The organism is Ruania halotolerans, from assembly GCF_021049285.1.
Classification (GTDB): Bacteria; Actinomycetota; Actinomycetes; order Actinomycetales; family Beutenbergiaceae; genus Ruania; species Ruania halotolerans.
In genome coordinates this window covers 677282-690990 of sequence record NZ_CP088017.1, presented here as the reverse complement: position 1 = coordinate 690990, position 13709 = coordinate 677282, and the positions used below count along the sequence as shown (strand labels likewise).

At 68.6% G+C, this 13709-nt stretch carries 10 protein-coding genes; 3 read left to right on the top strand and 7 right to left on the bottom strand.

The features are described from left to right. Nucleotides 1–18: 18 nt before the first annotated feature. From LQF10_RS02950 to LQF10_RS02935, 4 genes are all read right to left on the bottom strand, one after another. Entirely contained in the window at nt 19–318 is a 300-nt protein-coding gene (locus LQF10_RS02950; RefSeq protein ID WP_231066014.1) for a hypothetical protein, read from the bottom strand. 144 nt (nt 319–462) lie between these two features. Then, a complete protein-coding gene (locus tag LQF10_RS02945) occupies nt 463–750 on the bottom strand; it encodes a WXG100 family type VII secretion target (RefSeq protein ID WP_231066013.1) in 288 nt (95 codons plus the stop codon). A gap of 128 nt (nt 751–878) precedes the next feature. Further along, the gene (locus LQF10_RS02940; protein WP_231066012.1) at nt 879–5429 is read right to left on the bottom strand and encodes a type VII secretion EssC family protein; all 4551 of its coding nucleotides are present in this window, start codon (nt 5427–5429) and stop codon (nt 879–881) included. Nucleotides 5430–5469: 40 nt separating this feature from the next. Continuing rightward, nucleotides 5470–6924 carry an RDD family protein gene (locus LQF10_RS02935; protein WP_231066011.1) on the bottom strand — a complete coding sequence of 485 codons (1455 nt, stop codon included), beginning with the start codon at nt 6922–6924 and terminating at the stop codon, nt 5470–5472. Nucleotides 6925–7003: 79 nt separating this feature from the next. Here LQF10_RS02935 and LQF10_RS02930 point away from each other — a divergent pair, with 79 nt between their 5' ends. Then, nucleotides 7004–7906, top strand: coding sequence for a spermidine synthase (locus tag LQF10_RS02930; protein WP_231066010.1), 903 nt, complete (start codon nt 7004–7006; stop codon nt 7904–7906). 99 nt (nt 7907–8005) lie between these two features. On the opposite strand, the gene LQF10_RS02925 is transcribed toward LQF10_RS02930, so the two are convergent. From LQF10_RS02925 to LQF10_RS02915, 3 genes are all read right to left on the bottom strand, one after another. Further along, entirely contained in the window at nt 8006–8884 is an 879-nt protein-coding gene (locus tag LQF10_RS02925; RefSeq protein ID WP_231066009.1) for an ABC transporter permease, read from the bottom strand. Further along, nucleotides 8871–9800 (bottom strand): ABC transporter ATP-binding protein, encoded by a 930-nt coding sequence (locus tag LQF10_RS02920; protein ID WP_231067232.1) that lies wholly within the window; start codon nt 9798–9800, stop codon nt 8871–8873. Before LQF10_RS02920 ends, LQF10_RS02925 begins: the two co-directional genes overlap by 14 nt. A gap of 149 nt (nt 9801–9949) precedes the next feature. Continuing rightward, nucleotides 9950–11188 (bottom strand): LolA family protein, encoded by a 1239-nt coding sequence (locus LQF10_RS02915; protein WP_231066008.1) that lies wholly within the window; start codon nt 11186–11188, stop codon nt 9950–9952. Nucleotides 11189–11281: 93 nt separating this feature from the next. On the opposite strand from LQF10_RS02915, the gene LQF10_RS02910 reads away from it, so the two are divergent. Further along, complete coding sequence (locus LQF10_RS02910; protein WP_231066007.1) at nt 11282–11944, top strand: response regulator transcription factor; 663 nt, start codon at nt 11282–11284, stop codon at nt 11942–11944. Beyond that, complete coding sequence (locus LQF10_RS02905; protein WP_231066006.1) at nt 11941–13398, top strand: sensor histidine kinase; 1458 nt, start codon at nt 11941–11943, stop codon at nt 13396–13398. The genes LQF10_RS02910 and LQF10_RS02905 overlap by 4 nt, the downstream gene beginning before the upstream one ends. The last annotated feature ends 311 nt before the right edge of the window (nt 13399–13709 follow it).

Below are 13709 nucleotides of genomic sequence, written 5' to 3'. Positions count from 1 at the left end.
TTCGCAAGGTCATCGGTCTCACTCCTCCGGCTCGAGAGCGATCGCAGTCTCCGCGTCCCATTGCTGCACGCCTTCAATCACTCCGTCGACGTGCTCCTGGACCTTGACGAGTGCTTCCTTCAAGTCACCGCGCTTGTCGTCCCACCGCTCCTCGAACTCTCGGGCCTCGGAACGTAGTTTGCCCTCGCCGAACGGGTTGCCGATCGCGGCCTCCAACGCTTCGGAGTTGCTGGTCGCGTTCTCGAACTCTTCGACGATGTCGCCGAGTTGGGTACTCACTTCCCGCAACTCGTCCAGTGAGATGTAGATGTCAGCCACGGCCCCGGTTCCTCACGCCTCGCTCTGCCTCCGGTGATCGCGATTGCCACGTCACCGCTCAACAATGTGCCACTGCCCCAGCCCTGGGCCAGAAGAAGGCTGTGGGACCGGCCCGATGGCCAGCCCCACAGCCCACGTGGCAGATCAGCCGCCAGCGAGCTGGTCGTCCAGGTCGCGGATGGACTGCGCCATGTCGCGCAGGGCCTGTGCCATGTCGTTCACGCCCTCAGACGCGTCCTTGAGGCCCGAGGTGAGCTCGTCGTAACCGTCCTTGAACTTGCCGGACGCCTTCTCCGTCTTGAAGCCGTCCTCAACCAGCTCGTCAACATAGCCCTGGCACTCTTCGAGCGCCGAGTCGATGCTGTCCTTGCCGTCGTCCAGCTTGTCGGCGCACGACTCCATCTCGTCGTACGTTGCACCGAAGTCGGTCATCGATCCCAACCTTCCTACGTATCGGATTCGGGCCCCTACTTGGATCACCCGAGACAGACTCTATGGACACCCCTCGGGCTTCTCAATGGGCACCACTGCCCATGCGGTCCCCACGGCTCCTCCCGCCGTCACCGCTCGGCGTCGGACCGTTGCAGCCGCGGCGCACGACGGCGGCCCGCACCCCCTTCATCCACCCACGGCAGGTGCATGGTCACCGCTTTGCCCGCCTGGACGAAGATGCCTCGTCCGTCCGGGAAGTCGGTGCGCTTGACGCGGCCGAAGGGCACCTTGAACAGCGTGTCACCGTCGTAGGTGTCAGGTTTGAGCGCGATCCCCTGGCGGGGCGACTTCCACTCGCCGAGCACGCCGGAGCCGCCGCCGGCGCGAGTGATGTCCGCCTCCCCCACGAGCAGATGATCGCTGTTGTTGAGCGCCTGCAGGAGCGCCCGCATCGGCCGATCCGCGGGCCCGTCCGCGAGGTGCGGCATATCCTCCACCACGATCATGATCCGGCCAGCTACGGACTCATCCGCCACAATCTCGGCAAGCTCGCTGGCGAGGTCCTTCTCGTCGTCGGGCCGCACGGCACTGCGCACCCAGTCGCGGAACTCGGTGAGCTGCGCCCGCCGACTCCCGAAGTGGAAGAGCCGCACGTCCGGATCGAACCGCTCCACTGCCGTGACGAACGCCCGGAGCGCGTTCGTCTTGCCGGATTGCGGCGGGCCGGTGATGGTGAACGACCCGATCGGGTCGAACCCGCGTGGTGCCAAGGTGTCATCGGCGATCCCAATTGCGGGCAGGCCGTCGAGGGAGTCGGGCATCTGGGCCACGTCGATGTGCGTGGGCAGTGCCCCGATCTCGCGCACCTCCGGCACACCGCGCTGGCGCAGGCTGGCGGCGAGCTCGTCAAGCGCCTTGGTCTGTTCGGCCACGTTGGTGGATCCACCCAGTGCGGCGATCTGTACCTCGTTCCGGTCCACCACGGCGCGCCCCGGTGCGGACTGGTCGTCGAGCACATCCTTGGGCGCACCCAGCATGAAGTACTGGTTCTGATCGGCCAGGCGCAAGATCACCCGGCGAGAGACGTTCGAGACCACGGCCGTGGGCACCGCACCACTACGGTCGGCCGTCAGGACGGCGTGCACACCGAGCGGGCGGCCCTCACCGAGGATCCTCATGAACATCCGGTAGAAGGGCGCACGCGCCGAGGAGATCTCCCATTCCTTCTTGAACTCCGGATAGTTGTCGATGAGCAAGATGATCCGTGACATCGAAGGATCGACCAGATCCCGGTACTCGGAGAGATTGGCCGCGTTGGCGGCCGAGAACGCCTCAGACCGGCGGCTCAGCTCCCCGTCGAGAGTGCGCAGCAGCCGCTGCAGCCGCTCGGCGTCGTCACCATCGATGATCGATCCGACGTGCGGCAGTTTCTCCAGCACGCCCAGGGCACCGGAGGCGAAGTCGAGTCCGTACACCTCGGCGGCGCCGAGGTCGGGCCGCATCCCAGCGGCGGTGGCGAGGGTCTTGAGCACCGTGGACTTGCCCGAGCCGGACGTCCCGAACACCAGGAGCGAGCCGTCCCGGTCGGGAGCGAAGTACACCGGATCCTGCCGCTGGTGCGCCGGCAGATCGGCGAGTCCGAGCAGCACGCGGGTGTCTCCTTCGGCCGCCAGGGACCGCAGGTCCACCACCGCCGGCAGGTCATCCAGCCACGGGCGGCGCGGCACTGGCAGGTTGGCCGCATCGGCCGCGCGGATGAGCGTACTCACCACCCGCTTCTGGTCGTTCGGACCCAGATCCTCGTCGTGGGAATCGGACTCGGGTGGTCGATCGGGTTCCCATTCGGCGGTGGATCCGAACCGCAGTTCGGCCACCTTCACCTCGGCGGAGATCACCTCGTCCTGTCCCGTCCAACCACCGGCGAAGGCGGACTGGAACGGCACCAGACGCCCCGGGCCCGTCTTCGCGATTCCCCGGCCAGGGATCGACGGCGGGAAGGTGGCTGCGATGGGATCGTCCACCACGTCCTTGGAGTCGGCCTCATCGGCCATCCGCAACGCCACCCGCAAGTTCGTGTTGGCGCGCAGGTTGTCCTTGATCACGCCGGCCGGGCGCTGTGTGGCCATGATCAGGTGGATGCCCAGGGATCGCCCTCGCTGAGCGATGTCGACCACTCCGTCCACGAACTCCGGCACCTCGCTGGCCAGGGCGGCGAACTCATCGATCACGAGCACCAGTGCGGGCGGGCACTCCGGATCCTGCCGCTTCTCCAACTCGAGCAGATCCTTCGCCTTCTTGCGATTGAACAGGTGCTCGCGGAAGTGCAGTTCGGCTCGCAGGCTGGTCAGCGCCCGGCGCACGAGGTGCTGACTCAGGTCGGTCACCAGGCCCACACAGTGCGGCAGTTCCACACAATCGGCGAATGCGGAGCCACCCTTGTAGTCCACGAACAGGAAGGTCACCCGATCGGGGCTGTGCGCGGAGGCGATGCCCAGCACCCACGCCTGCAGGAACTCGGACTTCCCAGCACCGGTGGTACCGCCCACGAGTGCGTGCGGGCCCTGGGTGCGCAGGTCGAGGGTCATCGCGTCACTGGCGCCCTGCCCGACGATCGCCCGGAGGTTGCCGGACTTCTTCAGCCGCGGCCGGGGCGCGTCGCTGCGGTCGATGATCGTGTTGTTCTGCCGCCACCGGTCCACCACAGCGTGCGGGTCCTCGGCAACGTCGGCACCCACGAGGGAGAGGAACATGACCGAGTTCGGGATGTCGGACGCGTCGTGCACCACCGTGCTGGCATCCACGACGGGGGCGAGCCGCTTCGCGAAGGTGTGCATGTAGGCGTTGGAGACGCCCTCGACCTCGATGTGATCGTGCCGGTCGCCGTTGCGGACCAGCCCCACGGTGGCGTCGTCGAGACCGGCCGTGACGTCCACGTAGCTGCGGCAGGTGGCCGGCAGCGACTCCACAGTGGGCGAGACGAATACCGCATGCACCCCGACGTCGGCCCCCCGCTCCAATGCCTGCACGAGGCGGGGCCGGTCCACGGGGGCATCGTTGGTCACGAACACCACCACATTGATCGGCTGGGTCCGTTTCATCTGCTCCGCGGCGCGGTTCACGTCCGTGCCGTAGGTCATCGGGTTCCATCGCTCAGCGAACGGTCCACGAGGATCCGGGCGGGAACCGGCCCGCAGCACGAACTCCTCGAGTGCACTCAGCAGCGCGTTCGCGGCCGGCGCCGAGTCCGCCAGCGGCAGATCCTTGAACGGGCTCGTCTCGCTCGTGGTGTGCGGCAACCACTTGATCCAGTCGAGTTCACCGGCCCATTCGGCATCGGTGAATGCCACGGCGACCACCTCGTTCGGAGCGTGCAGACCGAGAATTTGCACAGCCAGCCCGCGCATGGCATCCGAGGCGGGCCCCGTGGGTCCGGCCACGCCGACCGAGCCGACATCCCGCAACGAGTCCAGGATGGGCACCCGATCGACGTAGCGGAACCGCTCTTTGAGCCGGTCCACCCGATGGATGTACTCGGGAAGGCCATCCTGGGAGTCCCGGTCCGCGATCGAGTTCCGTGAGGGTGCCCGGCTGATGCCCAACCTCAGGGCGAGGAAGTTCCAGTGCTCGGGCCGGCGCGTCCACAACAATGGTCCGAGGCGCATCGCGTGCTCGAAGACCTCCGCCACCGGTGGCACTTCCTCGTTGCGGGCCTGCTCCTCTTCCGGTTTCGCCCGGTAGAGCGTCTCCTCGAGTTCCTCGTACTGGCGCTCGAAGAGCATGATCTCGTGGTTGCGCTTGTTGCCCGTCTGGTTCCGCTGGTTCATGAAGTTGCCCACGGCCATCAGCGGCGTCATGAAGACGAGCAGGAGCGCCCGTGGGCGATCGGTGATGAAGTAGATCGAGAGCGCCATGATGATCGGCGCCACCAGCATCACCCAGGGGAACAGTTTCTGGACTGCCTCTGTGGGCATCCGCGGCGGCGGGTGCTCCACTCCCGGGTAACGCACCTCCACCCGCGGGCTGCGGTTGAACAGCAACCCGCCGCCACGTTCCAGCACCGGGTCTTCGGCTGTTCCGTCGAAATCGCTGGCCAGGTACAGCACCAGCGTGGTCCCGCCGATCACGAACGACTTCCCGGGAACGAGGCGCACCCGCTGTACCGGTTCGCCGTCCACCAGCACGCCATTGGCGGAGTTCAGGTCCACCAGTTCCACATAGCCACTCACCTCGATCCGGGCGTGCCTCTTGGAGACCATCGGATCGGCGAGCACGATGCTGTTCGCCGGGTCCCGCCCGATCGAGGCGTGGCCCATCGTGAGCGGGAACTCCTGCCCACGCAACGGACCGTCCGTGGCTCGCAGCACCCCGACGGCGTTCCTCGACCGGGCCGAGGAGGTGCCGGTCTGCTGGGCGCCCAGGTTGAGCACGGACGCAGCGAAGCCGGACCCGATGGGCGCTTCGCCGATCGGGACGTCGGGCTGCAGAGGTTCGAATCGGTCCGCCGTCGGCGGGGCCACAGCGAGGGTGAGCACGTCCTGTTCACCGGCGATGATGGTGCGGGCCGGGTCCGACTCGGCGATGTACTTCGCGACATCCGCGGCCGTCGCGGTGGAATCCGCGGTCACCACGATGTCTGCGGGTGCCACCCCCTGCCGATGCAGAGTCAGCTTGACCTTCACGCCTCACGCCCCATCTTCCGCCTCGGTCCGCCGGCTGTGCTCACGCGCGCGCCACCACGGCAGTTCGCTCTCCGAACCGTACCGTGTCGCCCACGAGGGCAAGGCCCGGCTGCCCGGGGGGCAGCCCGCGTTCGACGCCGTCATGCACGATCGATGTGCCGTTCGTCGATCCCTGGTCCAGCACCACGATGCCCTGCTCGGCCGCGCGCACCAGGAAGTGCGTCTTCGAGACGGACCGGGTGTCATCGGGGACCGCCTGACGCCGCGCCGCCGGGGCAGTACCGGGTGGCGAGGGGTTGCGTCCCACGATCACATCCTCGGTCACCACCACCCGATCGCCCGTGTCGAGCACCAGCGCGAAACCGGTGCGGACCTCGTGAGGGCCAGATGAGGGCGACGGGGGCGCAGCGCTCCAGGGCACGCCGCTGACCAGAGGCGGCTCAGGAGCGGGCGGGGGTGAGCTGATGGGACTGTGCGAGGTGGCGGGCCCTGCGGAGGGCAGCGGGCCTGGCGAGGGCACCGGACCAGGCGAGGGGACGCCGTCGGGCGTGGCCGCCTGAGCCGCCTGCGTCGACAGGTCGGCAGAACCTGTGGCCGGGTACGCCGCCCCGCCGGCTTCGTCGGTGGAGCTGGGCCGACGATAGGCACCCATGACCGGCCGTCCGGGCACCGGCGCAGCGTTCGACTCCGGGGCGATCACCTGCTCCTCGGTGCCGCTGAGTCCGACCACCGGGCGCGGTCCTTCGCCGTGCGGGCGCGCCACCCCGAGCACTCCGGCACTCACTCGCGCCCCGGGCCGGTAGATCTGCTGCTGACCGGCATCGGCAGGAGTCGCCAGGGAGGGCATCGGCTTCGGCCGGGCGATCGGTGCTGCCGTGACGGTCTTGCGTGCGATGCGCATCCGCTTGGCGTCGTAGGGCTGCAGGCCGTGGCGCACGTCCACCATCCAGCTCCGGGCCACCATGTCATGCCACCCGCGCCCGCGCTTCTCCGGATCGAAGAGCGGCGAGAGCAGGAACACGATCGGACCGACCACCACCAGTGCGGAGAGCCAGATCACGGCGGACCGCAGCAGCATCCGGAAGAAGCCGGGCCGCTCCAGGGTCTTCACGTTGATCGATCGCAGGCCCATGATGACCTTGCCGATCGTGAATCCCTTCCGTCCGTGCAACGCGATCTGGACGATGCAGTAGGCGATGCTGAGCACGAACGAGATGCCCATCATGACCACGGCCAGGATGAACTGCGGGTGGTTGACCAAGCCGTACCAGCTGATTCTGGCGTCGACGTACTTCAGGCCCAGCGGCAGCGCGAAGACCCAGGTGGGTACCTGGAGCAACAGATAGCAGGCAGCGTCGATCACCGCCGCCAGCGCACGCCGGCCCAGCGGGGCGGGAATCAGGCCGAGGGCAGCGGCGTAGGCAGGGTCAGGTCGACCGAACTCGTCGAGTCCTTCGATCGCCTTCTCATCGTCCTCGACCTCCCAGATCGTCACCTGGGCTCCTCCCGCTCTTCGCCGGCCACACATGCTCGAGCACACGGTACCGGCAGAGGCCTCTGGCAGGATCGGGCACATGTCCCCATCCGGGCCGCCCTCGAAGGCGGAAAATGATGCGCACGCGGCGGAACGGGTCGTCTACGGCGATGGCAGTGAGGCCGTGCTCACCCGCGACGGGTCCGGTTGGTCGCTGAGCATCGATGGCGTCCGTCAGGCGCATGTCGGCGATCCGGCCGCTCCACCGGCGCTGACCTCGGTGCGGTGGATGCTCGCCGCCTTAGGGCAAGTGCTGCCGGCTCGCTCCGCGCATCTGGGTGGCAGTCTGCTCACCCTTCCGCGTGCGATCGCCGCACGGCGACGCGATGCGCAGCAGGTGGTGATCGAGTTGGACCCCATGCTGGTGGAGTTGGTGCGGAGCCGATTCGGCGTACCGGCCGGGGTGCGCCTTGAGGTCGGCGATGCGCGTGCATGGCTGGACGCACCGACGGAAGGTGACCTGGACGCCGTCGTGCTCGACATCTTCACGGGGAACCGGATCCCGCCGCCGTTCACCTCACGCGAGTGTTTCGCTGCCGCGCGCGAGGTGCTCACCGACGAGGGTGTGCTGGTGATCAACTCGGTGGCCGGGCCCGAGATGGAGTTCACTCGGCGCGAGCTGGCCACCCTGCGAGAGCAGTTCGCGCACGTGGGGATGATCATCCAGGGTTCGGTGCTGCATGGCGCGCGGTTTGGGAACGCCACCCTGATCGCCTCGGCGGCGGCGCTGGACGTGGCGGGCATCGAGGCAGCCCTGTCCGGGGACGCGTCCAAGGGGGTCCTGCTCACCGACCTCGATGAGATCGTCGGGGAGGCGCCACCGGTGACCGATGACGACGAGTTGTGGTCCCCGGTGCCGCCTCAACCTGCGAATGTCGACCAGGCGATGCGGATGATCGAGATGCTGCGATCGGCAGTGCAGGAGATGAAACCGCCGAGCTGAGGGGCACCTCATGCGTGTGAACCCACTTTTCATGATCGAACCCCCGACGGCGGAGGTTCCGGTACGAAGAAGAGGTTCAGATCGAGCGGGGCGCGCCCCTCAGGAACTGATATCGGCGGTGGTGAACCGGCTCCAGGCGATGGTGCCGGCGATCACCACCCAGACCGCCTGAACCACCAACCCGGGCGCGAGCGCCGCCGGGTCGACGTCGAGGCGGAGGAACTCCGCGAAGTCGAACCAGTGATGGGTGAGCAGACCTGGATGGATGGCGGAGAGCTGCGGCAGGCTGTCCAGGACGGCGGAGACCACGGCAACGGTCACCGTGCCTGCCATCGCGGCCACGGGCGTCTCGGTGAGCGTGGACAGGAGCACACCGACCACCACGAGACCACTCATCGACATCGCCACATAGGTGGCCACACCGAGTACCCGGAGCAAACCCGCTCCCGAAGCGATGGTGTCCCCGGAGAGCAACACGAGGTCGGAGATCCCGAACAGCAGCCAGCCCGTGACCAACCCCGTGAGAGCGATCACCGCCACCGCCGCGGCAGCGAAGCACAGGGCGACCGCGGCCTTGACGAGCAGGAGCCTGGTGCGCCGCACCGGCAGGGTGACCAGGTATCGCAGGGTCCCGGTGGCGGCTTCACCGGCGATCGTGTCCCCGGCCACGATGCCGATCGTCAATGGCAACAGGAACGGCAGGCACACGAAGAGCGCAGCCACCACCAGGAACAACCCGTTGCCGGTGATGCGCCCGACGAACCCCGGACCTTGTGAACCGACAACCGAATCCTGAGCGAGAAAGACGACCAGGCCGAGCAGGATCGGCACCAGCGCCAGACCAACGAGAAGCACCGCATTGCGGCGGCGTCCGAACACGAGCCGAAGTTCACTTCCCAGCAGGCGGCGCATCCCCCCGGTGGTGCGGGACGTCGTCGTGGTGCCCGCTGGCAGGGTGGCATTCTCAGCGCGCGACATCGAAACCCTCCCCCGTCAACCGGACGAACACATCCTCGAGCGTCGGGGTGCGCTCGGACAGGCCGTGCACCGGAATGTCCGCGGCTACCAGGGCGCGTGTGACGTCGTCGGTCCGCACGTCTGCGAGGAGGGCGTGCAACTCGGCTCCCTCGATGATCACCTCGTCCAGCCCCAGAGCGGTGAGCACCCGTGCGGCGCCCGCCACATGCTCGGACTCGGTGCGCACCCACACGCGGCGATCGGCGAGGGAGGTGAGGCTGGTGCGTTCGCCCTGCAGCACCAGGGCGCCTGCGCTCATGATCCCGACGTGCGTGCACACGTTCTCGATCTCGGCGAGCAGATGCGAGGAGACCAGCACGGTGGTGCCTGCCTCGGCGAGCTCACCGACCAACCGGCGCACCTCCCGGGTCCCCTGCGGGTCGAGTCCGTTGGTCGGCTCGTCCAGCACGAGCAATTCACGTGGCCGCAACAGCGCCGCCGCCAGACCGAGCCGCTGCTTCATCCCCAGCGAATACTGGCGGTACCGCTTCAGTGCCGCGGCCCCGAGGCCCACCCGCTCCAACGCGTGATCGATGCGGGCGTTGCGGTGCGGCGGCGCCGAGGCATCACACGCATCCAGCCGGACGAGGTTCGCCCGACCACTGAGTGACGGGTGGAATGCCGGGCCCTCGATGAGGGCGCCCACCCGGGGCAGTACTGCGGGGCCGGCCGCGGGCATCGGCTCCCCCAAGAGCCACGCCTGCCCGCTGCTCGGGCCGATCAGCCCGAGCAGCATCCTGATCGTGGTGGTCTTGCCCGACCCGTTCGGACCCAGGAAGCCGTATACCGACCCTCGGGGGACCCGCAGGTCGATACCGTCGACGGCCACCTGACCGGATCTGAACCGCTTGGTGAGACCCTCGGTGCGGATCGCCAGATCGACGCCCGCGCCGGCAGTGTCCGATCCGTCAGCGCCAGTGCTGGCGTCTGGTTCTCGGGTGCGTCCGGTGGTGGCAGCACGACGAGCGCCCACCGCGTCACCGGGGGTGGGTGAGGCGGTGGGCGAGGACGGCGTCCGGGTACTGCTCACGCCATCGCTTGCAGCGTCTCGACCGGCACCGAACCTGCCAGGACGCGACCGTCGTCGGTGATCAGCACACTCAGCAGTGTGGTGCTGAGCACGCGGCCCTGCGGCACCTCGGTGGTCAGTTGCTCGAACAGGGCGGCCGCGTCGAGGCTCGGCGGACCCGGCTGACCGTCGGAATCGGTGGACATGAACTCCTCCATCAACTCGCTTCCGGTGTCCGATCCCGGCATCGGGTGCGATCCGGCCGCATCGGCGAGGGCTTGCGGGTCTCCGGCGAGCAAGCCTTGGACGTCGACGTCATCCATCACCACGACCGACTCCCAGCCCTCGCCCACGGTCTGCGGCGCATCGGAGGAATCGGGCTGTCCGTGCTCTCCTGCCTCGGCGGGCAGCGACACCGTCTCCTCGGTGACCTCTGCGCCGGCGGGTGCGCTGAAGGACAGCACGGCATCATCCGGGGTAGCGAAGGTGACGTCGGTGAACCCGACCTCGAGGGCCGGAGCCGACTCGGCCGCGGCTGCGTCAGCGGAACTCCAGACCTGCACCTGCAATGGGGTGAAGGTCTCACCGTCGACGGCGATCTGCACCTTCTCCACGAGCGTGCCGTCGGTCTCGGGGGTGATCTGCAACTGGTAGGCATCCCGGCCTGCCACCCGTGCGTGCTCCAGCACCGTCACGGTCGAGAACTCCTCGACGTGTTCCAGACCTTGCCGTGCCGCAGCCTCCGGTGTGGGCAGATCCGGCGCGCCGCCAGGGAGGTCGCCCGCACGAGCGTCGGCGGCGAGTTCGTTGTAGCGGGCTTGAGCGGCCTCGTCCAGGCTGTAGTGGGTGACGGCCTCGTCAGTGCTGGAATAGGTCCAGGCCTCGGCGCCGTCATGCACCACCGAGTACTCCGAGGCCGAACCGAGCAGCGAGACGCGCGAACGCTCCGCCCCGTCGGTCCACACGCGCAGCGTCGTACTGCCGTCCAGGAGCGCGATCGGGTCGGCACCGGTGAACTCGGCGAGCCCGCCGGTGGGCAGACCGAGACGGGCGGTGTGCACCACAGTTCCGGAGAGTGCCGCGGGCTCCGCTTCGGCGATGCTGGTCAGCAATTCGACTGGGGTGATCTCCGGCAGGGCCGGTTCGTCAGCCTCAGCCAGCAGGGGTGGGCCGGCGAGGGCGCCGGCGATCACGACGGCGGCCACGGCGGGGACCGCCCATCGGGCGCGAGTGGAGAGGGTGCGAGAAGTGCTCATGCAGCCAGTGTGCGCGTTGGTCGCTGAGACGACGCTGAGAAGCGCGTGCCCCGATTACCTCACCCCGCGCAGGTCGCGAGGAATACTGGTCAGGTGCGGGTGCTGGTGGTCGATGACGAGCGCGGACTGGTCAGCGCCCTGCGGCGGGGGCTGGTCGCCGAAGGGTTTGCCGTCGACGTGGCCTACGACGGCGAGACGGGGCTGCAGGCCGCGACCGAGGGTGAGTACGACGTGATCGTGCTGGACATCATGTTGCCGCGGCGTAATGGCTACGACGTGGTGACGGCACTGCGGGAGGCGCAGGTCTGGACGCCAGTGTTGTTGCTCTCGGCCAAGGATGGTGAGTATGACGTGGCCGACGGCCTCGACGCCGGGGCCGACGACTACCTCACCAAACCGTTCGCGTTCGTGGTGCTGCTTGCCCGGATCCGGGCGCTGTTGCGGCGACCGGTGGAGAGCCACCCGCCCACGCTCACTGTCGGGGCGCTGCGCCTGGACCCGGCTGGCCGGTCGGTCACGTTCGCGGGTGCGCCGGTGGAGCTGACCACCCGGGAGCTGGCCCTCCTGGAATACCTGATGCGTCACGCCGACCGCCCGGTGGGCAAGGTGGAGCTACGCGACCACGTGTGGGACGGACCCGGGGACGATCTCAACGTGGTTGAGCAGTACGTGGGTTACCTGCGCCGGAAGCTCGGCCGGGGCGTGATCACCACCGTGCGCGGTGCAGGTTATCGGGTGACCGGTGCACCCGGATGAGCGCGAAGAGCCGTCGAGCTCTGCCGCACGCAGGCACGACGAGGCACGAGACGTACCGGAGCGAGGCCCCGCAGCGCTCCGACCGGACCAACCACGATGAGCGCGAGGACGAACTGACGAGGCCCGGATCCGGCCGGCCGCTCCGCTTGCGCCTGACCCTGTTGACGGCGGGGCTGCTGTGCCTGACGCTCGCCCTCGGCGCGCTGGCGCTGACCACTGTGCTCTCTCGGGGGCGCGTCGCCACTCTCGACGAGATCACGGTGGCACGGGCGGAGACGCTCGCTGCGCTGGCGAGGGACGATCGCATCGCGGACACCCTTCCGGTGGGAGAGCCCGGCGAGATCGCGCAACTGCTGGACGCCGAGGGCCGGGTGCTGGCTACGTCGTCGAACGCCAGCCGGACCCTGCCGGTAGTGCCTGTGAGCGAGACGGCGCCGCTCCTGGCCCGCACCGGCGAGGGGGAGGTGGCGGTGACGACCACCAGCACCGCCTATGACGATGAGGTGCGGCTGGCTGTACTCGCCGCCGAGTACCGCGGGGAGCCGGCAACCGTGGTGGTGAGTATGCCGTTGGCCGAGGTGCGAGGTCTGCTGCGAGCCCTGACGATCTCGCTGGTGGCGATCGTTCCGGTGCTCACCCTCCTGCTCGCGTGGACCATCTGGCTCGTACTCGGGCGTGCGTTGCGGCCAGTGGAGGAGTTGCGCCGCGGCGCGGAGCGGGTGGCTCGCACCGGTGGACCGGGCACCCTGCCCGTACCGCCGGCAGATGACGAGCTGGCGGCGCTGGCCCGCACCCTGAACGAGATGTTGGACGCCCTCGACGTGGCTGCGGCCCGTCAGCGCGCGTTCGTTGCCGATGCCGCGCACGAACTGCGCTCCCCGTTGGCTGCGCTACGAGCGAGCCTCGACGTGGCCACCGCGCACCCAGAGAGCTATCAACAGAGCGAGCTGGTACCTGACCTCCGGCACGAGGTGACCCGGATGCAGGCGCTGGTGGAAGATCTGCTGCTGCTCTCCCGGCTGGGATCGGCCCCGGCTCGCACGGAGGAGCTCGACCTACGGGCGCTGGTCCGGGACGCGGTGCGGGACGCGCGTCTCGGTCCAGAACCGCTCGTCGAGGGCGGCGGGCATGGGCTCGGGAACAGCTCGACGCTGACGCGCGTACTGCGCAACCTGCTCGATAATGCGGCTCGTCACGCGAGCAGCACGGTCCGGGTCCGCATTTACGACGGCGAGGTGGCCGTGGAGGACGACGGTGCGGGGATACCGGAATCGGATCGCGAGCGCGTATTCGAACGGTTCGTGCGGCTGGATGAGGCCCGCGAACGGGAGGCCGGCGGCGCCGGCCTGGGCCTGGCAATCGCACGGGAGGTCGCGCGCACCCAGGGCGGGGACGTCACGCTCACCGACTCCGAGCTCGGTGGCGTCCGCGCGGTGCTGCGGGTACCGCACTGAGGAGGCCTCGCCTGATGTTTGCCCCGCATCTGAATCCACTTTTCGCGATCGAACCCCCGGCGGCGGAGGTTCAGATACGAGAAGTGGATTCCAATGGATCGTCGGGGCGGGATCGCGACCATCGCTGGGCAACTGATGGCTGGAGCGGCCGTCGAGTTCGCCGGTCCGGATCTGGGGTGGCGGCTGGTGCAGGCGGCCACCGGGATGATCGGGGCCGCCGCGCTGCTGGGTCTGCGTGCCGTGCCGGAATCGCGGTCATCGGCTCCGCTGGCGCTCGATCTGCTCGGCACCATCGGACTCGGGACGGGTCT

What these genes read in the sequence shown, in the direction of transcription:
- LQF10_RS02915 (WP_231066008.1), bottom strand. Translation starts at nt 11,188, where the DNA reads ATGAGCACTTCTCGCACCCTCTCCACTCGCGCCCGATGGGCGGTCCCC.
- LQF10_RS02930 (WP_231066010.1), top strand. Translation starts at nt 7,004, where the DNA reads ATGTCCCCATCCGGGCCGCCCTCGAAGGCGGAAAATGATGCGCACGCG.
- LQF10_RS02945 (WP_231066013.1), bottom strand. Translation starts at nt 750, where the DNA reads ATGACCGACTTCGGTGCAACGTACGACGAGATGGAGTCGTGCGCCGAC.
- LQF10_RS02905 (WP_231066006.1), top strand. Translation starts at nt 11,941, where the DNA reads ATGAGCGCGAAGAGCCGTCGAGCTCTGCCGCACGCAGGCACGACGAGG.
- LQF10_RS02925 (WP_231066009.1), bottom strand. Translation starts at nt 8,884, where the DNA reads ATGTCGCGCGCTGAGAATGCCACCCTGCCAGCGGGCACCACGACGACG.